The sequence below is a fragment of the Terriglobales bacterium genome, assembly GCA_035561515.1.
GTDB lineage: Bacteria > Acidobacteriota > Terriglobia > Terriglobales > Acidobacteriaceae > DATMXP01.
Genome location: DATMXP010000015.1, coordinates 1 through 17,859, shown reverse-complemented (window position 1 = coordinate 17,859; position 17,859 = coordinate 1). Strand labels below are relative to the sequence as shown.

31 protein-coding genes are annotated in these 17,859 nt (G+C 58.7%); all 31 read right to left on the bottom strand.

Features of this window, described 5'->3' with window-relative positions:
* Positions 1-7: 7 nt before the first annotated feature.
* On the bottom strand, positions 8-1,045 hold the full coding sequence (locus tag VN577_05985) for a DNA-directed RNA polymerase subunit alpha (protein ID HWR14356.1): 1,038 nt from the start codon (positions 1,043-1,045) through the stop codon (positions 8-10).
* Between the two features lie 108 nt (positions 1,046-1,153).
* Positions 1,154-1,783, bottom strand: coding sequence for a 30S ribosomal protein S4 (gene rpsD, locus VN577_05980; GenBank protein ID HWR14355.1), 630 nt, complete (start codon positions 1,781-1,783; stop codon positions 1,154-1,156).
* Between the two features lie 145 nt (positions 1,784-1,928).
* A complete protein-coding gene (rpsK, locus tag VN577_05975) occupies positions 1,929-2,357 on the bottom strand; it encodes a 30S ribosomal protein S11 (protein ID HWR14354.1) in 429 nt (142 codons plus the stop codon).
* A gap of 142 nt (positions 2,358-2,499) precedes the next feature.
* A complete protein-coding gene (rpsM, locus tag VN577_05970; GenBank protein ID HWR14353.1) occupies positions 2,500-2,886 on the bottom strand; it encodes a 30S ribosomal protein S13 in 387 nt (128 codons plus the stop codon).
* 15 nt (positions 2,887-2,901) lie between these two features.
* Positions 2,902-3,015, bottom strand: coding sequence for a 50S ribosomal protein L36 (gene rpmJ, locus VN577_05965; GenBank protein HWR14352.1), 114 nt, complete (start codon positions 3,013-3,015; stop codon positions 2,902-2,904).
* A gap of 27 nt (positions 3,016-3,042) precedes the next feature.
* Positions 3,043-3,261, bottom strand: a complete 219-nt coding sequence (infA, locus tag VN577_05960) for a translation initiation factor IF-1 (GenBank protein ID HWR14351.1) — start codon at positions 3,259-3,261, stop codon at positions 3,043-3,045.
* Between the two features lie 80 nt (positions 3,262-3,341).
* A complete protein-coding gene (map, locus tag VN577_05955) occupies positions 3,342-4,094 on the bottom strand; it encodes a type I methionyl aminopeptidase (protein HWR14350.1) in 753 nt (250 codons plus the stop codon).
* Positions 4,078-4,824, bottom strand: coding sequence for an adenylate kinase (locus VN577_05950; GenBank protein HWR14349.1), 747 nt, complete (start codon positions 4,822-4,824; stop codon positions 4,078-4,080). Before VN577_05950 ends, map begins: the two co-directional genes overlap by 17 nt.
* A 133-nt stretch (positions 4,825-4,957) precedes the next feature.
* Positions 4,958-6,361 carry a preprotein translocase subunit SecY gene (secY, locus tag VN577_05945; GenBank protein HWR14348.1) on the bottom strand — a complete coding sequence of 468 codons (1,404 nt, stop codon included), beginning with the start codon at positions 6,359-6,361 and terminating at the stop codon, positions 4,958-4,960.
* A gap of 49 nt (positions 6,362-6,410) precedes the next feature.
* Positions 6,411-6,857, bottom strand: a complete 447-nt coding sequence (rplO, locus tag VN577_05940; GenBank protein HWR14347.1) for a 50S ribosomal protein L15 — start codon at positions 6,855-6,857, stop codon at positions 6,411-6,413.
* 84 nt (positions 6,858-6,941) lie between these two features.
* Positions 6,942-7,127, bottom strand: coding sequence for a 50S ribosomal protein L30 (gene rpmD, locus VN577_05935; GenBank protein ID HWR14346.1), 186 nt, complete (start codon positions 7,125-7,127; stop codon positions 6,942-6,944).
* A complete protein-coding gene (gene rpsE / locus VN577_05930) occupies positions 7,127-7,636 on the bottom strand; it encodes a 30S ribosomal protein S5 (GenBank protein HWR14345.1) in 510 nt (169 codons plus the stop codon). The genes rpmD and rpsE overlap by 1 nt, the downstream gene beginning before the upstream one ends.
* Before the next feature lie 44 nt (positions 7,637-7,680).
* Positions 7,681-8,037: a 50S ribosomal protein L18 gene (gene rplR / locus VN577_05925; GenBank protein HWR14344.1), complete on the bottom strand. Its 357-nt coding sequence runs from the start codon at positions 8,035-8,037 to the stop codon at positions 7,681-7,683.
* 59 nt (positions 8,038-8,096) lie between these two features.
* A complete protein-coding gene (rplF, locus tag VN577_05920) occupies positions 8,097-8,636 on the bottom strand; it encodes a 50S ribosomal protein L6 (protein HWR14343.1) in 540 nt (179 codons plus the stop codon).
* Between the two features lie 114 nt (positions 8,637-8,750).
* A complete protein-coding gene (gene rpsH, locus VN577_05915) occupies positions 8,751-9,143 on the bottom strand; it encodes a 30S ribosomal protein S8 (protein ID HWR14342.1) in 393 nt (130 codons plus the stop codon).
* A gap of 142 nt (positions 9,144-9,285) precedes the next feature.
* Positions 9,286-9,471: a type Z 30S ribosomal protein S14 gene (locus tag VN577_05910; protein HWR14341.1), complete on the bottom strand. Its 186-nt coding sequence runs from the start codon at positions 9,469-9,471 to the stop codon at positions 9,286-9,288.
* 89 nt (positions 9,472-9,560) lie between these two features.
* Positions 9,561-10,223, bottom strand: a complete 663-nt coding sequence (gene rplE / locus VN577_05905; GenBank protein HWR14340.1) for a 50S ribosomal protein L5 — start codon at positions 10,221-10,223, stop codon at positions 9,561-9,563.
* 83 nt (positions 10,224-10,306) lie between these two features.
* The gene (rplX, locus tag VN577_05900; protein HWR14339.1) at positions 10,307-10,657 is read right to left on the bottom strand and encodes a 50S ribosomal protein L24; all 351 of its coding nucleotides are present in this window, start codon (positions 10,655-10,657) and stop codon (positions 10,307-10,309) included.
* Positions 10,658-10,772: 115 nt separating this feature from the next.
* Positions 10,773-11,144, bottom strand: coding sequence for a 50S ribosomal protein L14 (gene rplN, locus VN577_05895; protein ID HWR14338.1), 372 nt, complete (start codon positions 11,142-11,144; stop codon positions 10,773-10,775).
* A gap of 33 nt (positions 11,145-11,177) precedes the next feature.
* Positions 11,178-11,495, bottom strand: coding sequence for a 30S ribosomal protein S17 (rpsQ, locus tag VN577_05890; GenBank protein HWR14337.1), 318 nt, complete (start codon positions 11,493-11,495; stop codon positions 11,178-11,180).
* Positions 11,495-11,704, bottom strand: coding sequence for a 50S ribosomal protein L29 (gene rpmC, locus VN577_05885; protein HWR14336.1), 210 nt, complete (start codon positions 11,702-11,704; stop codon positions 11,495-11,497). The genes rpsQ and rpmC overlap by 1 nt, the downstream gene beginning before the upstream one ends.
* A gap of 49 nt (positions 11,705-11,753) precedes the next feature.
* Positions 11,754-12,164, bottom strand: coding sequence for a 50S ribosomal protein L16 (rplP, locus tag VN577_05880; protein ID HWR14335.1), 411 nt, complete (start codon positions 12,162-12,164; stop codon positions 11,754-11,756).
* 107 nt (positions 12,165-12,271) lie between these two features.
* Positions 12,272-12,937, bottom strand: a complete 666-nt coding sequence (gene rpsC, locus VN577_05875) for a 30S ribosomal protein S3 (protein HWR14334.1) — start codon at positions 12,935-12,937, stop codon at positions 12,272-12,274.
* A gap of 64 nt (positions 12,938-13,001) precedes the next feature.
* Positions 13,002-13,493 (bottom strand): 50S ribosomal protein L22, encoded by a 492-nt coding sequence (gene rplV / locus VN577_05870; GenBank protein ID HWR14333.1) that lies wholly within the window; start codon positions 13,491-13,493, stop codon positions 13,002-13,004.
* A 12-nt stretch (positions 13,494-13,505) separates the two neighbouring features.
* Positions 13,506-13,796, bottom strand: a complete 291-nt coding sequence (gene rpsS, locus VN577_05865) for a 30S ribosomal protein S19 (protein HWR14332.1) — start codon at positions 13,794-13,796, stop codon at positions 13,506-13,508.
* Between the two features lie 84 nt (positions 13,797-13,880).
* On the bottom strand, positions 13,881-14,702 hold the full coding sequence (gene rplB / locus VN577_05860; protein HWR14331.1) for a 50S ribosomal protein L2: 822 nt from the start codon (positions 14,700-14,702) through the stop codon (positions 13,881-13,883).
* A gap of 80 nt (positions 14,703-14,782) precedes the next feature.
* Entirely contained in the window at positions 14,783-15,076 is a 294-nt protein-coding gene (locus VN577_05855) for a 50S ribosomal protein L23 (protein ID HWR14330.1), read from the bottom strand.
* Entirely contained in the window at positions 15,076-15,732 is a 657-nt protein-coding gene (gene rplD, locus VN577_05850) for a 50S ribosomal protein L4 (protein ID HWR14329.1), read from the bottom strand. The genes VN577_05855 and rplD overlap by 1 nt, the downstream gene beginning before the upstream one ends.
* A 40-nt stretch (positions 15,733-15,772) precedes the next feature.
* Positions 15,773-16,498, bottom strand: a complete 726-nt coding sequence (gene rplC / locus VN577_05845; GenBank protein HWR14328.1) for a 50S ribosomal protein L3 — start codon at positions 16,496-16,498, stop codon at positions 15,773-15,775.
* 65 nt (positions 16,499-16,563) lie between these two features.
* Positions 16,564-16,884: a 30S ribosomal protein S10 gene (gene rpsJ / locus VN577_05840; GenBank protein HWR14327.1), complete on the bottom strand. Its 321-nt coding sequence runs from the start codon at positions 16,882-16,884 to the stop codon at positions 16,564-16,566.
* An 83-nt stretch (positions 16,885-16,967) separates the two neighbouring features.
* On the bottom strand, positions 16,968-17,859 hold an 892-nt coding region (gene tuf, locus VN577_05835; protein HWR14326.1), incomplete at its 5' end, for an elongation factor Tu.

Genomic DNA, 17,859 nt, shown 5'->3' with positions numbered 1-17,859 from the left:
CTGCTGATTAGTAATTTCCGTAGCCGCCCATGGACGGAACCGAAGGCTGATTGCCCGGGACCGCGTTGCCGTGCTCGTCGATCTTCATGCCGAGCGACAGGCCCATGGTCGCGAGGATCTCCTTGATCTCGTTTAACGATTTGCGGCCGAAGTTCTTGGTCTTCAGCATCTCAGCTTCGGTCTTCTGGACCAGTTCGCCGATGGTCTGAATGTTCGCGTTCTTCAGGCAGTTGTAGCTGCGGACCGAAAGCTCAAGCTCTTCGACGGAGCGGTTCAGGTTCTCGTTGCGGATCTGCGGCTTGCCGCTGCGATCTTCCGAGCTGGGCGCGTGCATGGACGGCTCGATCTCTTCCTCAAAGTTGATGAAGATCGTCATGTGATCCTTCAGCAGCTTCGCAGCGAGGCCGATGGCGTCCGCCGGATTGACGGAGCCGTTGGTCCATACTTCCAGGGTCAGCTTGTCGTAGTCGGTGATCTGTCCGAGACGGGCAGCTTCGACCGTGTAGTTGACCTTGCGCACGGGCGAGTGAACGGAGTCGATCGGAATGAATCCGAGACCGAGGTCCTCGTCGAAGTTCTTGTCGGCGGAAACATATCCGCGACCGCGCTTCAGGCGCATTTCCATGTCGAGTTTGCCGCCCTCGGAAACCGTGGCGATGTAGACGTTCTTGTCGAGGACTTCAACGTCGGCATCGGTCTCGATCATGCCGGAAGTGACAACACCGGGCTGGTCGGCGCGAAGGTAAATAGCCTTCGGGCCTTCTCCGTTCAGCTTGAACGGGACCTGCTTGAGGTTGAGGATGATGTCGGTTGCGTCTTCAACCACGCCGGCGATCGACTGGAACTCGTGGAGCACGCCTTCGATCTTCACGGCGGTGATGGCGGCGCCTTCGATGGAGCTCAGCAGTACGCGGCGCAGTCCGTTCCCGATGGTGGTTCCGAATCCGCGCTCGAAGGGCTGGGCCCAGAAGCGGCCATATTTGTCGGTGAGTGTCTCGGTATCAACCGCGAGACGCTTCGGCTTTTGGAAACCTTTCCAAAGCATTGTGTGTTCTCCTTCCGTCCCTGTGGCTCAAGGCTGCAACTTCAAAGGCCCGGTGTGAAGTTGGCGCAGCCAAGGCTGAGCGGGACCGGAAAAGGGCCAAATTCGCTATTACTTGCTGTACAGTTCGACGATCAGCTGCTCGTTGATCGGCAGATTGATGTCTTCACGCTTCGGCAGAGAGAGCAAGCGTCCCTTCATGCCTTCGCGATCGACTTCCAGCCAGGTCGGCGCAGCCTGATGGCTGGCGAACTCAAGGCCGTTCTTCACGATGTCGAGATTCTTCGCTTCCTCGCGGACCGCAATCTCGTCGCCCGGCCGAACCTGGTACGAAGGAATATTCACCTTGCGGCCGTTGACGGACACATGTCCGTGACGGACGAGCTGGCGTGCCTGACGGCGGGCATTCGCAAATCCAAGGCGGAAGACCAGGTTGTCGAGACGGCGCTCAAGCTGCTGCAGGAGCAATTCGCCGGTGACGCCGGTGGCGTTCGACGCAACTTCATAGTAGTTGCGGAACTGGCCTTCGTTGACGAAGTAAATACGTTTTGCCTTCTGCTTCTCGCGAAGCTGAAGACCGTAGCCGACGACCTTGGTTTTCTTGTCTTTTCCGTGCTGACCCGGAGCGTAATTCCGTTTCTCGACGGGGCACTTATCGGTGAAACACTTTGCGCCCTTGAGGAAGAGCTTCATGCCTTCGCGACGGCAAAGGCGGCAGACTGCGTCTTTATAACGTGCCAATGTAAATCTCCTGTTTCTTTTCTTGGGAGAGGTTTACGGGTTTGGCGACCTTTCTTCCCTGCTCCGAATTTCTTGTCGTTGGTCGTTAGTCGTTGGTCGTTGGCAGAAGCAGCTAACGACTAATGACTGAAAGCTGACGACCGAATTAGACTCTGCGGCGCTTCGGCGGACGGCAGCCGTTATGCGGAATCGGCGTAACGTCCTTGATCGCGCGCACTTCGATGCCAGCGGCAGCGAGAGCACGGATGGCCGATTCACGTCCGGAGCCGGGACCGCTGACGCGGACTTCAACGCTGCGCAGACCGTGATCGCGCGCCATATTGGCGGCGTTCATGGCAGCCTGCTGGGCCGCAAACGGAGTGCCCTTGCGGGATCCGCGGAAGCCGAGCGAACCCGAACTCTTCCACGAAATCACGTTTCCGCTCTGGTCGGCGATCGTGACGATCGTGTTATTGAACGACGCCTGGATGTGAACGATTCCGAAAGGAACGTTCTTACGCTCGCGGCGCTTGAATGTCTTGCCTTTCTTGCCTTTTTTCTCGCCGGCGGCTGCGCCGCCCTGTGCTTTTGCCATTTTTCTTGAGCTCTCAGCTATCAGCTGCCGGCTATCAGTTTGTTCCGATAGCGGGCGCTGGAATCAAAGTTAAACCTTGCTTTTAGCTCTTAGCCGTTAGCTCAGCAGAACTGGCTGAGAGCTAAAAGCTAATAGCTGACTTCTATGTCTTGGCCGCTGCCTTCTTCTTGTTGGCGACGGTGCCCTTACGCGGTCCCTTGCGGGTGCGCGCGTTGGTGTGCGTGCGCTGTCCGCGAACCGGCAGGCTGCGGCGATGACGGAACCCACGGTAGGAACCGATTTCGATCAGCCGCTTGATGTGCATCGAGATGTCTTTGCGAAGGTCGCCTTCGACGTTGCCTTCGTTCTCGATGACCTGGCGGATGCGGTTCACTTCATCTTCCGCGAGGTCCTGTACCTTTTTGGTGGGCTCGACTGCGGCCGCCTGCAGGATCTTGTGCGAGCGGGAGTTGCCGATGCCGTAAATGTAAGTCAGCGCAATCACCACATGCTTGTTGCGCGGAAGATCAACACCTGAAATGCGTGCCATAGTTCCTCTAAATCCTTATCCCTGACGCTGCTTGTGCTTCGGGTTTTCGCAGATGACGCGCACCACACCGTGGCGGTTGATCACCTTGCATTTGTCACAAATCTTCTTTACGGAGGCCCGTACCTTCATAATTCTGTCCTCTTCTTCTTCCAACCCTTATTTGTATCGGTAAACGATACGGCCGCGGGTCAGGTCATAGGGTGACAGCTCTACCGCGACCCTGTCGCCGGGGAGGATGCGGATGAAGTTCTTACGCATCTTGCCGGAGACATGAGCTAAAACCTGGTGCTTGTTTTCCAGTTCTACCCGGAACATCGCATTGGGCAGGGGCTCGATGACCACTGCCATAACTTCAATCGCGTCTTCCTTGCTCATTCAGTCCTTGTTATCAATTCATCCCTCGGCTTCGCCTCAGGATTTCGGCGCGGGACTCTAACGCCCGCAGACGCCTCAACCTATTGCGTCAGGATCACCGGTCCATCCTGCGTGATCGCGACACAGTGCTCAAAATGAGCGCTAAAACTTCCGTCCTCGGTAACGGCGGTCCACTTATCTTCCAGGACGCGCGCTCCGGGGCGGCCTACGTTCACCATCGGCTCGATCGCCAGCACCATGCCTTCGCGCAACCGCGCCCCATGGCCCTTGGTGCCGAAGTTCGGAACCTGCGGATCTTCGTGCAACTTGGTCCCGATTCCATGGCCGACGAACTCGCGAACCACGCTGAAGCCTGCGGCTTCCACATATTCCTGCACGGCCGCGCCTACATCGCCGACGGTGTTACCAACCTTGGCCTTCTCGATCCCTTTAAAGAGCGATTCCCTGGTGACCTCGAGCAGCTTCTTAATCTGGTCAGACTGCCCGTCGCCCACCGGAACCGTGATCGCAGAGTCTCCATAGAAACCGTCGAGCACGACGCCGCAATCAATCGAGACGATATCGCCTTCCTTCAAAACCCGCTTCTCGCTGGGGATGCCGTGTACGATCTCGTTGTTGACCGAGGTACAGAGGCAGCAGGGATAGTCGTAATATCCCTTGAAGGCCGGCTTCGCACCGAGTTCCTTTATTTTCCTGGCGGCGGTCCGTTCCAGGTCCATGGTGCTGATCCCGGGTTTCACCATGGCCGCCAGTTCGTCCAGCACCTGCCGGACGGCTCGACCACTTCGGCGCATCTTTTCGATTTCCGCCGATGATTTACAGACGATCGCCATTCTCAACAATCTTTAAAGCGGCGTCAGTCACTTCGCTCAGTTCCTGTTCGCCGTCAATCTCATGTAACGTGCCCCGCGACTGGTAGTAGTCGATCAGGGGCAGGGTTTGCCGCTCATACGCGCTCAGCCGCTCGGAAATCACTTCCTCGCAATCGTCGCGGCGCGTGGCGAGCACAGACCCGTCAATATCGCATAAATCCGCTACGCGTGGAGGCTGGAGATAAACGTTGTAGATCCGCCCGCAGGTGGGACAAGAACGACGTCCGGTGAGCCGCCTAAGTAACTGATTATAACCGACGGCGACGTTGATCACAACCGGAGGTGTCGTGTGTCCGGGGTTCACTGCGGCCGTCCACGCCTCCAAAAATCCATCCAACCACTGCGCCTGGGCCAGGGTCCGCGGGAAGCCATCGAGGATAAATCCCCGGTTGGTATCACCGCCTTCGACGATCCGTTTCGCGAGCATGTCCTGGACCAGGTGGTCCGGGACGAGTTCCCCGCGCTCCATGATCGCCTTGGCCGACCTGCCAAGTTCGGTGCATTTCGCTACGTTTTCACGCAGCAGATCTCCGGTCGAAATCTGGGGAATCCCGTACTTAGCCGAGATGATCTTCGACTGTGTACCTTTCCCCGCACCCGGTGCACCGAGCAGGATCAGGGCCCCTACAAACCGTGTTTTGGGATCTGCTGCTTTGGATCCCATATTTATCATCGCGGTTTGGGCTTCCATCTTGTCTACCCTCCACCCGTTTTTCGGCCTTACCAGTCTCCTCTGGCAAAACCCTTAGCAGGAGGGCCGACTATAACCTGTCAGGCATGCAAACACACCTGACTGCGTCACAAAACCCTGTGACGTTCGGGTGTTACCACGCGCGGCGGCCGCGAATCCGACCACTGCGCGGGGTGAATCCTTCATAGTGCCGCATGATCAGTTGTGCCTCGATCTGCTGCACCGTATCCATGGCGACGCCAACCACGATCAGCAGCGACGTACCACCGAAGTAGAAGTTGACGTTCAATCCGTTCGTAAGCCAGGTCCAGCTTGGATGGTCGAACCATGGTCCGATCACCCAAAGGTGGTTCAGCTTGATGCCCGCGATCATCCACTCCGGAATCAGGGAGATGACGATCAGGTACAGGGCTCCCACGAGGGTGATGCGGGTCAGAATATCGTTGATGTGGTCGGAGGTCCGCTTGCCCGGCCGAATACCGGGGATGAACCCGCCGTACTTCCGCATGTTGTCGGCAACGTCGTTCGGGTTGAACACGATGCTCACGTAGAAGTAGGCAAAGAAGATGATCCCCACCACGTAGAGCAGTGTATAGAGCGGCTCGCCCCACTTAAGGGCGTCGACCAGCCAGCCGAACGTTTTCCCGAAAAATCCTTCGCCCTTCACGGCGAACCCGACGGTCTGCGGCAGGGTCAACAGCGAGGATGCAAAGATGACCGGCATCACGCCGCCTGAATTGACGCGCAGCGGAAGATGGGTGCTCTGTCCGCCCATGATCTTGCGGCCGACCACGCGCTTGGCGTATTGCACGGGTATTCGTCGCTCACTGCGTTCGACGAAGACGATAAACGCAACCACCGCGACCATGAAGATCAGCAGTGCCGGGACCATGACATAGCCCCAGCTGGCGTTGCGCATCTTGTCGATGAGGTCAACCACGCCGCGCGGCAGGCCGACGACGATACCGGCAAAGATCAGCAGCGACATACCGTTGCCGATTCCGCGCTCGGTGATCTGTTCGCCCAGCCACATGATGAACGCCGAACCGGTGGTGAGGGTCAGCATGGTCATCAGTACGAAACCCCATCCGGGGTTGGTGACGAAGGCGACGCCGCCGGAAACCGTCTGGCGTTCCAGGGTGATCGCAATACCGAACGACTGCAGGGCGCTGAGAATGACGGTGAGGTAACGCGTCCACTGGGTGATCTTCTTGCGGCCGAGTTCGCCTTCCTTCTGCAACTTGGCCAGCGGTTCGTACACGACGGTCAAGAGCTGAAGAATAATGGATGCCGTAATGTACGGCATGATGCCGAGGGCGAAAATGGTCAACCGGCGCAGGTTTCCGCCGCTGAACAGATCAACGAAACCCAGGAACGATCCGCGGTTCTGCTCGAAAAACTGCTGCAGAAGCGACGCGTTAATGCCCGGGGTCGGAATGTGAGCGCCCAGGCGGTACACCGCGAGCAACCCCAGCGTGAACAACACACGCTTGCGCAGGTCCGGAATTCTAAATATGTTTGCCAGTTTCTCGAACATCTACTGGGTCCTTTGGCCGGAGAAATTGCCCACCGGCCGCGCTCGATCCTTATTGAAGGATTTCGGCTTTCCCGCCGGCCTTGGTGATCTTCTCCTGGGCCGTCTTCGAAAACTTATGTGCATGCACGGTGATGGCGCTCTTTAGTTCACCATCTCCGAGGACTTTGATCAATGCATCCTTACCCTTAATCAGGCGTGCCTTCTTAAGTACTTCAGGCGTGATCTCAGACTCGCCGAGGCCCGCCAGGTCGGCAACGTTGATCACCTGGTATTCGGTACGGAAAATATTGGTGAAGCCGCGCTTGGGCAAGCGGCGATGAAGGGGCATCTGGCCGCCTTCAAATCCGCGCATGGTGCTGGAACCGCTGCGGGAACCCTGTCCCTTGTGGCCACGGGTCGAGGTCTTGCCCATGCCGGAGCCCATACCACGGCCGACGCGTTTGCGCTTCTCGTTCGCCTTCTTTGGTGCTCGAATCGTCGATAAGTTATATGCCATTTCGAATCTCTCTTATCAGGGGCTAGGGGATAGCTGATAGCGGCTAGGAATCCTCACTAGCTGCTAGCCCCTAACTGCTAGCTGCTACTTTACGTACTCGACCAGGTGCGGAACCTTCGCCACCATGCCACGGATCGACGGCGTGTCTTCACGCTCGATCACCTGGTTCAGGCGGGTAAACCCGAGTCCCTTGATCACCAGCTTGTGCTTCACCGGTGCCTGCGCCATGGAGCGCACCCACTTCAGTTTCATCGTTTTCTTCCCGGCCATTAGAGTTCCTCCACGGCTTTGCCGCGCAGGGCCGCCACTTCGCTGCGGTCACGGAGCTGTACCAGGGCGTCGAAGGTGGCCTTGATCACGTTATGCGGGTTGGTGGTTCCAATCGACTTCGTAAGGACGTTCTGGATCCCAGCCGAAGTCATGACCGCGCGCACCGCGCCGCCGGCGATGACGCCGGTTCCTTCGGGAGCGGGCTTCAGCAACACTTTGCCGGAACCATAGCGTCCGAGGGCGAGGTGAGGAATGGTCGTCTGCGTCAGATTGACGCGGACCAGGTTCTTCTTCGCCGACTCGATGCCCTTGCGAATCGCCATCGGGACTTCTTTCGCCTTGCCCGAACCGTAGCCGACCACGCCCGCACTCGGATCGCCCACCACGACGAGCGCCGAGAACGACAGGTTCTTGCCGCCTTTTACCACTTTCGTCACGCGATTGATGGAAACCACCTGGTCTTTCAGGTTGTAGTTCCCCGCGTCAAGCTTCTTCTTAATTGATGGCATTTGACTCTCTTCTCTTGTCGGCCGCCAAGGCCAACCATTACTTTCTAGAACTTCAGTCCGGCTTCACGCGCGGCATCGGCGAGCGCCTTCACGCGCCCGTGATACAGGTATCCGCCACGATCGAAAACGACCTTGTCGATTCCCTTCGCCTTAGCCTTCTCCGCAACCTGCTTACCGATTTCCTTCGCCGACGCCAGGTTCCCACCGGTCTTGCTCTTTGCTTCCGCGGTGCTCGCCGACACGAGGGTGACACCCTTGAGGTCGTCGATGATCTGGACGTAGATGTGGGCGGTGGAACGGTAAACGCTCAGGCGCGGACGCTCGCTCGTACCCTGCAACTTTTTGCGGATGCGATCGTGGATCCGAACGCGCTTCTGATTTTTCTGTGTCTTCGTAATCATTGTTTTTCCAGTCCTGGGGTTCTATGCCAGGGACCCGCTACCGGGCCGTCTTATCGCGATTATTTCGCTCCGGTCTTGCCGACCTTCTTCTTCAGTTTCTCGCCGACGTAACGCACGCCCTTCTGCTTGTACGGATCGGGCGGACGCAGTGAACGCATTTCCGCGGCAATCTGTCCGACCTTCTGCCGGTCGATTCCGGTGACGGTCAGGCGCGTGAACTTCGGGTCCACGGCGACGCTGATGCCGGTCGGAATAGGAACTTCGATCGGGTGCGAAAAGCCGAGGCTGAACACCACGGTCTGCTTGCCCTTCAACTCGGCCTTGTAGCCGATGCCGACGATCTCCAGTTCCTTGGTCCAGCCGCTGGTGACGCCCGTGACGGCGTTGTTCAGCAACGCGCGGGAAAGTCCGTGAATAGCGGCCTGCGAGTCGTTCTGACGCGTGGCCACCAGCGTTCCGTCTTTCTGCTCGACGCTCACACCCTGAGGGATGCGGGTCTCGAGTTTACCCTTCGGACCCTGCACTTCGATCACGTTGCCGTTGACCGAAACTTTCACGCCCGAGGGGATTGCAATTGGTTTTTTACCGATTCTCGACATTGTTCTCTTCTCTCGCTTAAATGGCGGTCGAACTTCGTTCTTCCGCTTTCAGCTGCTATTTGGCATCGTCGCCGAGGCTTTTAAACCTCTGACACTCAGCCATCACCACTGGTATTACCAAACCTGGCAGAGGATCTCGCCGCCAACGCCCTGCTTGCGGGCTTCACGGCCGGTCATCACGCCACGCGGAGTCGTGAGGATGTTGATCCCCAATCCGCCCAGCACGCGCGGAATCTCCGTGCGGCCGACGTACACACGGCAGCCCGGCTTGGATACGCGCTCCAGGTTCGAGATGGCGGCTTCGTTGCTGTTGCTGTACTTCAGGTACACGCGCAGCAGTTTCTGCCCGTTCTCTTCGGTGGCCTTGAAGTTCGAGATATAGCCCTCTTCCTTGAGGATGCGGGCGATTTCCGCCTTCAGCTTCGAGGCCGGTACATCTACCTTCTGTTGTTTCGCCTTGATCGCGTTACGAACGCGAGTCAGGAAATCTGCGACCGGATCGGTCATGCTTTACCTTCTCCTTGCGTTGCCCGTTCGCTCCCGATTATGGGGAGAACCTGCAACAACGTTATTAGCAGCTAGCGGTTCGCGGCTGGCAGCTAGCGATCTTCACTAGCCTCTCGCCCTTCGCCTCTAGCTCCTCATCGGTTTACCAGGACGACTTCGAAACGCCTGGAATTTCTCCACGAAGCGCCAGCAGGCGGAAGCAGAGGCGGCAGATGCCAAACTTGCGGAGATATCCGCGAGGGCGTCCACACATCTTGCAACGGTTATGCTGCCGCGAAGAGAACTTCGGCTTCTTGGCGTCCTTTACTCGTTTTGCTGTTGTAGCCATGTATTCCTTTGACAATCCGCCGGGGCTCAAGCCTCGATCGGTTTGAATCGTTCACCGGCACGACCAAGGCCGTACCCTTTCATCAAAAACTACTGCCGGAACGGCATGCCCATGTGTCTCAGCAGCGCACGCGCTTGTTCATCGTTGCGCGCCGTGGTCACGATGGTGATGTTCATGCCCTTCAGCTTTTCAACCTTGGCGTAGTCAATCTCCGGGAAGATCAACTGGTCGCGCAGGCCGAGCGTGTAATTGCCACGGCCATCGAATGACTTGCCACTCACGCCGCGAAAGTCGCGGACACGGGGCAGGGCCACATTGATCAACCGGTCGAGGAACTCGTACATGCGGTCGCCACGCAAGGTGACCATGGTGCCGATCGGCATACCCTCGCGGACTTTGAAAGCCGCGATGGATTTCTTCGCCTTGGTGACCACGGCCTTCTGGCCGGTGATCGCCGTCAACTCGTTCACCGCGGGATCGAGCAGCTTCGCATTTTGCGTCGCTTCGCCCACGCCCATGTTGATGACGACCTTTTCCAGCCTCGGCACCGCCATGGCGTTCTTCAGGTCAAATTCCTTCAGCAGGGCCGGAGCGACTTCCTTCAGATACTTCTCGCGCATGCGGGCCGTATGACGGCTCGACGCCTTCGGGCGACCGCCTTCGACCGCCGCCGGGGCATCCGCGCCCTTGGCTTTCTTGCCGCCGCCTTGCTGCTGCGGCTTCTGCTGTTTCTGTTTCTTCTCGTCTGCCATTACTCTCTGCTGCCTTCTCTCACGGTTTCCGATTCAACGGGTTCGTGAGGTCGTCAATTGGCCGGCGAATCGCCGGACCGGAATTAGTCGAGTGCCGCGTTGCACTTACGGCAAACGCGAACTTTCTTATTGCCACGAATTTCGTGGCCCACGCGCACCGGACGGTTGCAGCTCTTGCAAACTACCATCACGTTGGAAACCGAAATCGGGGTCTCCTGCTCGGCGATGCCGCCCTTGATGTTGCGCTGCGGGTTCGGACGCACGTGCTTCTTCACCATCATGACGTGCTCAACCAGCACGCGATTGGACTTGGCAAAGACCCGAAGAACACGGCCTTCCTTACCGGCGTCGCGCCCCGAGATCACCTTCACGGTGTCGTTGCGCTTGATGTTGAAATGCTTGTGCTTCGTCGGTGTAACTGTCGCTGTCGCCATTCTCAAATCCTATCGAGCCATTTTTCCATCGAACCATCGGGCCATTGTCCCGACGTTCGCGCCTCTCATTCACCGGGGATCAATGACTCAATCGCCCGATGATCCGATGACCCGATTAAAGTACTTCCGGGGCCAACGAGACTATTTTCAAAAACTTCTTCTCGCGCAGTTCGCGAGCGACCGGGCCAAACACGCGCGTTCCGACCGGTTCGCCATCCGCGTTGATGAGCACCGCCGCATTCGAATCGAAGCGGATATAGGTGCCATCCTTGCGGCGCGATTCCTTGCGAGTACGCACGATCACGGCCTTCACAACGGTGCCCTTCTTGACCTGCCCTTCGGGCGCCGATTCCTTCACGGCCGCCGTGATCACGTCACCAAGTCCGGCGACGAGTCCGGTTTGCCCGCCCAACGGCAAAATCATCTGCAGCTTCCGCGCGCCGGAGTTATCGGCCACTTCCAGCATGGTTCGCATCATTACTGCCATGTCTCTTCTCCTTCTGCGTCACCGAGCCGTGCGTTACGCCGCCGGGGTGCCTGTTGGTTCCTTTTCCGCTACTTCCGCCAGCGAGGAGCGGCGAATCACTTCCTGGAGCTTCCAGCGCTTCAGTTTCGAGAGCGGACGCGTTTCCTCGAGCCGCACCACATCGCCCACGCGCGCGGTGTTGTTCTCGTCGTGCGCGTAGAACTTCTTGGTCATGCGGATCACGCGGCGGTAAAGCGGGTGAGCCTTGCGGCGCTCCACTTCCACCACGATCGTCTTCTGCATCTTGGTCGAAACCACGTTGCCGACCACCGTCTTGCGGATGCCGGGCTGTTTCGTTGTTGTATCAGCCATTATTTCTTCTCCCCGGCGAGGGTACGCTCGCGCTGAATGGTCTTTACCCGCGCGATGTCCTTGCGGAGCTGGCGGATTTTTTTCAGGCTTTCCGTCTGTCCCATGGACATCTGGAACTTCAGGCGAAACAACTGGTCCTGAAGATCGCGTTCCTGGTGGTTCAGTTCGGCGTCAGTTGTATTGCGAATCTTGTCGACTGCTTTTGCCATATCTTTTTCTCTAGCGCCGGCGCTCTCTCGGTCGCCGGTCTTGTATTCGTTAAACGGTGGTTGCGCGGGTAACGAACTCCGTGCGCAACGGCAGCTTGTGCGCCGCCAGCTTCATCGCCTGCTGCGCATCGGCCGTCGAGACACCTTCCATCTCGAACAGGATCTTGCCCGGGCGAACGACGGCGACCCAATGATCAGGCGCGCCCTTGCCCTTTCCCATACGGGTTTCGGCCGGCTTCTTGGTGACCGGCTTGTCGGGGAAGAGGCGGATCCAGATCTTGCCGCCGCGCTTGATGAAACGGGTCATCGCCACACGGCTGGCTTCGATCTGCCGGTCAGTGATGTAGCCCGGCTCCAGGACCTTCAACCCGAAGTCGCCAAACGACAGCGATGATCCGCGCCACGCCTTGCCGCGCATGCGTCCGCGCTGCTGCTTGCGGTACTTAACTTTCTTCGGCATCAACATAATCGGTTCTCAGTTTCCAGTTTTCGGTTCATGCCAATCGGCTCTCGCGTGGTCCGTCGTGGTTTTACCGACGACCGACAACCGATAACCGACGAGCTTTTTTAAAATGCTCCGGCGGCGACCTGCGGCTCCCGCTTTTTCTGCGAGAACACTTCACCGCGATAGATCCACACCTTTACGCCGATCACGCCATACGTGGTGCGCGCTTCGGAGAAACCGAAGTCGATGTCGGCACGCAACGTGTGCAGCGGCAGGCGTCCCTGGAGGTACCACTCGGTACGAGCGATTTCGGCGCCGTTCAGGCGGCCGCCCACACGGACCTTGATACCTTTGCAGCCGAAGCGCTGCGCCGAGTCAACGGCCTTGCGCATGGCGCGGCGGAAGCCTACGCGCTTCTCGAGTTGCAGCGCGATCGATTCCGACACCAGCTGGGCATCGAGCTCCGGCTTGTGCACTTCCTGGATGTCGATGTAGACATCGCGGTTCGTGCGCTTCTGGAGCTCCTGCTTCAGCTTGTCGATTTCCGTTCCCTTGCGGCCGATGATGATGCCCGGACGCGCGGTGCGGATGATGATGCGCAGCTTGTTGCCCGGACGCTCGATTTCCACCGAGCTGACACCTGCCGACTTGAGCTTGTCCTTCAGCTCGTTCTTCAGCTTCATGTCTTCGAGCAACAGCTTGTCGTAATCACGCTCCACGAACCAGCGCGACTTCCACGGCTTGATCACGCCGAGGCGGAACCCATAAGGATGGACTTTCTGTCCCATCGTTTCTCCTACAACCCTTTCGGGTGCCCCGACCCTCGCCTCTGGCGAAGGGCGGGATAGTGAACTATTTCTTAGCCTTTGCCGTCGACTTCTTGGCGGCAGTCTTCTTCTTCGCAACGGCCTTCTTTGCCGGCGCGCGCTTCTTCGGAGCGGCCTTCTTCGGCGTCGCTTCTTCCTCGCCGACCACGGTGGCCGTCGCTTCCTTCGCGCGCTTCTCGCCCAACACGATGATCAGGTGCGAGATACGCCGCTGGTAGCGATAGGCGCGGCCCATGGGTGCCGGACGGATGCGCTTCATGCGCGGACCGTCATTAGCCACGGCGTCCTTCACGAACAGGTTGTCGAGTTCGACGTCGAGACCCTTCTCCGTGCTCAGGTAGTTGGCGTTTTCCACCGCCGACCGGAGCAGTTTTCCAACCGTGGGCGCAATGCCCTTCTTCATGAATGCCAGGGTCGTGATCGCATCTTCAGCGCGCTGTCCCTTGATGGCATTCAGCACGAGGCGCGCCTTCTGCGGCGACACCCGGATATATCGTGCTTCAGCTCTGAATTCCATTTCAGTCTGTCCTTATTTCGCCGGCTTCGCCGCGGTTTCGGTTGCGGCTTTCACCGAGTGTCCTTTGAAGGTGCGGGTCTGCGAAAACTCGCCCAGCTTGTGGCCTACCATGTTTTCCGTCACGTACACGGGGATGAACTTCTTCCCGTTGTGCACCGCAACCGTGTGGCCGACCATTTCGGGGATGATCGTCGAACGCCGCGACCAGGTCCGGATCACCTTCTTCTCATTGCGCTCGTTCATGCCATTGATCTTGACGACCAAGTGCTGGTCAATGAACGGCCCTTTTTTCATCGAACGCATAATTCGTTTTTCCTTGTCATCCCAGGGGCGCCTGCTTCCGGCGATCCCGAGGGACCATTGTTGCGCGCGCTGCGCGCGTCTTGATTACTTCTTGCGACCCACGATGAACTTGTCGGTGCGCTTGTTGTTACGGGTCTTGTAGCCGCGGGTCGGCTGGCCCCACGGAGTCACCGGGTGACGTCCGCCGGAGGTCTTGCCTTCACCGCCGCCGTGCGGATGGTCGACCGGGTTCATGGCCACGCCGCGGTTGTGCGGCTTCTTGCCCATCCAGCGCGTGCGTCCGGCCTTGCCGATCGAGACGTTCTCGTGATCGAGATTGCCTACCTGGCCGACGGTCGCCATGCAGTCGAGCATCACGCGGCGAGTCTCGCCCGAAGGCAACTTCAGGAGCGCGTAGTCGCCTTCCTTTGCCACCAACTGCGCCTGCGCACCCGCGGAACGCGCCATCTGCGCGCCTTTTCCGGGCTTCAACTCGATGTTGTGCACCACCGTACCGGCGGGGATGTTTTTCAGCGGCAGCGCATTGCCCACCAGGATGTCGGCATCCGGGCCGCTCAGGATCTTCTGGCCCACCTTCAGTCCATCGGGCTGAAGGATGTAGCGCTTCTCGCCATCCGCGTAGCTCAACAGGGCGATGCGCGCGGAGCGGTTTGGATCGTATTCGATCGAAGCCACCGTCGCGGGAATGCCGGCCTTGTCGCGCTTGAAGTCGATCACGCGGTACTGCTTCTTGTGTCCGCCACCGATGAAACGCGAAGTAATGTCGCCGGAATTACGGCGTCCACCGGAGCGCTTTTTCGGCTCGAGCAACGCCTTATGGGGACGATCGGTCGTGAGTTCCGCGTTGACCAGAGTCGTCTTGAACCGCAGCGTCGGGGTAATCGGTCTGTATGTCTTAATTGCCATGTCTTTAGCTCTCGGCTGTCAGCTTTTGGCTTTCAGCTTCTGTTAGCGGGCGAGTCATTGCTCACCCATACTCAATCCCTTTACAGGTTCTGCGCGTATTCCGGCATTTTTTCGCCGGACTTCAACCGCACGTACGCCTTCTTCCAATCCGGACGGTAGCCGGCGAACTTGCCGCGGCGGCGTTCCTTCCCGGGGAAGTTCGCGGTCCGCACCGAATCCACCTTCACCTTGAAGATGGCCTGCACGGCCTGCTTGATCTCGGTCTTGGTCGCGCTCGGAGCCACCTGGAACACCAGCGTGCCTTCCGTTTCCTTAACGCCGAGACCCTTTTCGGTGATCACCGGCTTGCGAATGATCTGGTAGGGCGACTTCATTAGGCCACCTCCGCCTTACGCTTGGGCGCCGAGGCCTTCAGCGAGTTCTGCAACTTCTCCAGCGCCGGGCGGGAGAAGATCGCGCGGTCGTAGCGGAGCAGGTGATACGGATGCACTTCAATGCTCTTCACCAGTTCCACGCCTTCCAGGTTCCGCGCGCTCAATTCCAGGTTGCGATTCTCTTCCGATCCATCCACCAGCAACGCCGTCGATTCCACGTTCAGCTTGTCGAGAGCCTGGCGGAACGCCTTCGTCTTGTGGTCGTCGAGCGTGAAGCTCTCGAGCACCGTCAACTTACCGTCCGACAGCTTTGCCGCCAGCGCCGAGCGCAATGCACCCAGCAGCTTTTTGCGCGGGAAAGTGTAGTCGTACGAGCGGGGCTGCGGTCCGTGAACCGTGCCGCCGTGACGCCACAGTGGCGAGCGGATCGAACCGATACGCGCCCGGCCCGTTCCCTTCTGCCGCCACAGTTTCTTGCCCGAACCGCTGACCAGCTTGCGATTCTTGGTGGCATGGGTTCCGGCACGTTCGCCGGCGCGGTAGTGCTTCACCGCTTCCCACAGCAGGTCTTCGTTTACCGCTCCGAAGACTTCGTCGGCCAGGTCCATGGTGCCGACCTTCTTGCCGCTCAGATCTAAAACATCAATCGTTGCCATATCGTTATCTCTTCTGCGAGTTCGATTGCTCGCCCTTTCACTACTTCTTCTTGGTTGCGCGCTTCGAAGCCTTCAACGGGTTGATCGGACCACCCGCTTCCTGGAATCCGCGACGCTCTCTCGGTGGTTTCTTTGACTTCGTAACTACCACGTATCCGCCGTTCGGTCCCGGGACCGCACCGTTGACCACCAGCAGGTTCTCGTCTTTATCCACCCCGAGAACGCGCAGGTTGCGAACCGTAACCTTTGCCACACCCATATGACCGGCCATGCGCATTCCGGGGAACACGCGTGACGGATATGCCGACGAGCCGATCGAACCGTTGATCGTGAACATCGAGCCGTGCGACTTCGGTCCGCCCGCGAAATGATGCCGCTTCACGACACCCGCGAAACCGCGTCCCTTGCTGATGCCGACGATGTCCACAAACTTCTCGCCATCGAAGATATCCACCAACACGCGATCGCCAACCTTGGTGTGCTCGCCATCGCCTTCGGCAACTTCGAGCGCGACCTCGCGCATGAACTTCACCGGCGGCAGGTCATTCTTCGAAAGGTGCCCGCGCTCTGGCTTGTTCAGCTTCGATTCCTTCACGAACTCGACCAGACCGATCTGGGCGGCGTCATAGCCGTCTTTCGTGGCGGTCTTGCGGCTGGTCACGATGCACGGACCCGCCTGGATGATCGTTGCCGGACGCACGTTGCCGTCGTTATCGAACAGCTGCGTCATCCCGACTTTCTTACCTAGAATTCCTGTGACTGCCATGATCTCTTTTTCTCCTCATCATGCCCGCGTCTTCGCTGACGGCACTGTAGGTGCGGCCTGGCCGCTTATTTTCCGAATGCCTTGATTTCGACGTCCACACCCGCGGGAAGATCGAGCTTCATGAGCGCGTCCACCGTCTGCTGCGTGGGTTCAAGGATGTCGAGCAAGCGCTTGTGCGTGCGGATTTCGAACGCTTCACGCGACTTCTTGTCAACGTGGGGCGAGCGCAGCACGCAGTACTTGTTCTTCACGGTCGGTAGCGGAATCGGACCCGCAATCTGGGCGCCCGTACGACGAGCGGTTTCCACGATTTCACCCGTGGACTGATCCAGGATGCGGTAGTCGTAAGCTTTCAACCGGATGCGAATTCTTTCTTTTCCAATCATTTTCTTCGTCTCAAAGATCTTGCGGGTTACTGCATCCCGACCGTTGTTATGGGCCGGATATCTCTACCCGGCCCGGTTCAAACCTACTTAATGATGTCGCTGATGGTGCCTGCGCCCACCGTGCGTCCGCCTTCGCGGATCGCAAAGCGCAAGCCCTTCTCCATCGCCACTGGCGTGATCAACTCGATCACCAGGTCCACGTTGTCGCCCGGCATCACCATCTCCGTGCCCGCCGGCAACTCCGCCACGCCCGTCACGTCCGTCGTCCGGAAGTAGAACTGCGGACGGTAGCCCTTGAAGAACGGCGTATGACGTCCACCTTCTTCTTTCGACAACACATAAACCTTGCCCGAGAACTTCGTGTGCGGCGTGATCGAGGCCGTCTTCGCCAGCACCATCCCGCGCTCCACGTCTTCCTTCGGTATACCGCGCAGCAACAAGCCGGCGTTGTCGCCCGCCATGCCTTCGTCCAGCTGCTTCTTGAACATTTCCACGCCCGTGACAACCGTCTTTCTGGTCTCGCGGAAGCCCACAATCTCGACTTCCTCGCCCACCTTCACCTTGCCACGCTCGATACGGCCCGTAACCACCGTGCCGCGGCCCGAGATCGAGAAGATGTCTTCGATCGGCATCAGGAACGGCTTGTCCACATCACGCGCCGGCAACGGCACGTTCTTGTCCACCGCTTCCATCAACTCGTCGATCTGCTTCTCCCACTTCTCTTCGCCATTCAAAGCGCCCAGCGCCGAAAGACGAACCACCGGCAGATCGTCGCCCGGGAACTGGTACGACTTCAGCAGTTCGCGAACTTCCAGTTCCACCAGGTCCAGCAGCTCCGGATCATCCACGGCGTCGCACTTGTTCAGCGCCACCACGATGTAAGGCACACCCACCTGGCGCGCCAGCAGCACGTGCTCACGCGTCTGCGGCATCGGACCGTCGGTCGCTGCCACCACCAGGATCGCTCCATCCATC

Excerpts from the sequence above, each read along its gene's own strand:
- rplD (HWR14329.1), bottom strand. The coding sequence starts at position 15,732 with ATGGCAACGATTGATGTTTTAGATCTGAGCGGCAAGAAGGTCGGCACC.
- infA (HWR14351.1), bottom strand. The coding sequence starts at position 3,261 with ATGAGCAAGGAAGACGCGATTGAAGTTATGGCAGTGGTCATCGAGCCC.
- rplC (HWR14328.1), bottom strand. The coding sequence starts at position 16,498 with ATGGCAGTCACAGGAATTCTAGGTAAGAAAGTCGGGATGACGCAGCTG.
- rplE (HWR14340.1), bottom strand. The coding sequence starts at position 10,223 with ATGGCAGACGAGAAGAAACAGAAACAGCAGAAGCCGCAGCAGCAAGGC.
- rpsC (HWR14334.1), bottom strand. The coding sequence starts at position 12,937 with ATGGGACAGAAAGTCCATCCTTATGGGTTCCGCCTCGGCGTGATCAAG.
- VN577_05950 (HWR14349.1), bottom strand. The coding sequence starts at position 4,824 with ATGGAAGCCCAAACCGCGATGATAAATATGGGATCCAAAGCAGCAGAT.
- VN577_05910 (HWR14341.1), bottom strand. The coding sequence starts at position 9,471 with ATGGCTACAACAGCAAAACGAGTAAAGGACGCCAAGAAGCCGAAGTTC.
- rplF (HWR14343.1), bottom strand. The coding sequence starts at position 8,636 with ATGTCGAGAATCGGTAAAAAACCAATTGCAATCCCCTCGGGCGTGAAA.
- rplR (HWR14344.1), bottom strand. The coding sequence starts at position 8,037 with ATGATTACGAAGACACAGAAAAATCAGAAGCGCGTTCGGATCCACGAT.
- rpsK (HWR14354.1), bottom strand. The coding sequence starts at position 2,357 with ATGGCAAAAGCACAGGGCGGCGCAGCCGCCGGCGAGAAAAAAGGCAAG.
- rplX (HWR14339.1), bottom strand. The coding sequence starts at position 10,657 with ATGGCGACAGCGACAGTTACACCGACGAAGCACAAGCATTTCAACATC.
- rpsE (HWR14345.1), bottom strand. The coding sequence starts at position 7,636 with ATGCCATCAATTAAGAAGAAGCTTGACGCGGGGAACTACAACCTGAAA.
- rplN (HWR14338.1), bottom strand. The coding sequence starts at position 11,144 with ATGGCAGTAATGATGCGAACCATGCTGGAAGTGGCCGATAACTCCGGC.
- rpsS (HWR14332.1), bottom strand. The coding sequence starts at position 13,796 with ATGCGTTCGATGAAAAAAGGGCCGTTCATTGACCAGCACTTGGTCGTC.
- rpsM (HWR14353.1), bottom strand. The coding sequence starts at position 2,886 with ATGGCACGCATTTCAGGTGTTGATCTTCCGCGCAACAAGCATGTGGTG.
- secY (HWR14348.1), bottom strand. The coding sequence starts at position 6,361 with ATGTTCGAGAAACTGGCAAACATATTTAGAATTCCGGACCTGCGCAAG.
- VN577_05855 (HWR14330.1), bottom strand. The coding sequence starts at position 15,076 with ATGAAGTCGCCCTACCAGATCATTCGCAAGCCGGTGATCACCGAAAAG.
- rplP (HWR14335.1), bottom strand. The coding sequence starts at position 12,164 with ATGCCGAAGAAAGTTAAGTACCGCAAGCAGCAGCGCGGACGCATGCGC.
- rpsJ (HWR14327.1), bottom strand. The coding sequence starts at position 16,884 with ATGATTGGAAAAGAAAGAATTCGCATCCGGTTGAAAGCTTACGACTAC.
- VN577_05985 (HWR14356.1), bottom strand. The coding sequence starts at position 1,045 with ATGCTTTGGAAAGGTTTCCAAAAGCCGAAGCGTCTCGCGGTTGATACC.
- rpmD (HWR14346.1), bottom strand. The coding sequence starts at position 7,127 with ATGGCCGGGAAGAAAACGATGAAACTGAAGTGGGTGCGCTCCATGGCG.
- map (HWR14350.1), bottom strand. The coding sequence starts at position 4,094 with ATGGCGATCGTCTGTAAATCATCGGCGGAAATCGAAAAGATGCGCCGA.
- rpsH (HWR14342.1), bottom strand. The coding sequence starts at position 9,143 with ATGACCGATCCGGTCGCAGATTTCCTGACTCGCGTTCGTAACGCGATC.
- rpmJ (HWR14352.1), bottom strand. The coding sequence starts at position 3,015 with ATGAAGGTACGGGCCTCCGTAAAGAAGATTTGTGACAAATGCAAGGTG.
- rplO (HWR14347.1), bottom strand. The coding sequence starts at position 6,857 with ATGGCATATAACTTATCGACGATTCGAGCACCAAAGAAGGCGAACGAG.
- rplB (HWR14331.1), bottom strand. The coding sequence starts at position 14,702 with ATGGCAATTAAGACATACAGACCGATTACCCCGACGCTGCGGTTCAAG.
- rplV (HWR14333.1), bottom strand. The coding sequence starts at position 13,493 with ATGGAATTCAGAGCTGAAGCACGATATATCCGGGTGTCGCCGCAGAAG.
- rpmC (HWR14336.1), bottom strand. The coding sequence starts at position 11,704 with ATGGCAAAAGCAGTCGACAAGATTCGCAATACAACTGACGCCGAACTG.
- rpsQ (HWR14337.1), bottom strand. The coding sequence starts at position 11,495 with ATGGCTGATACAACAACGAAACAGCCCGGCATCCGCAAGACGGTGGTC.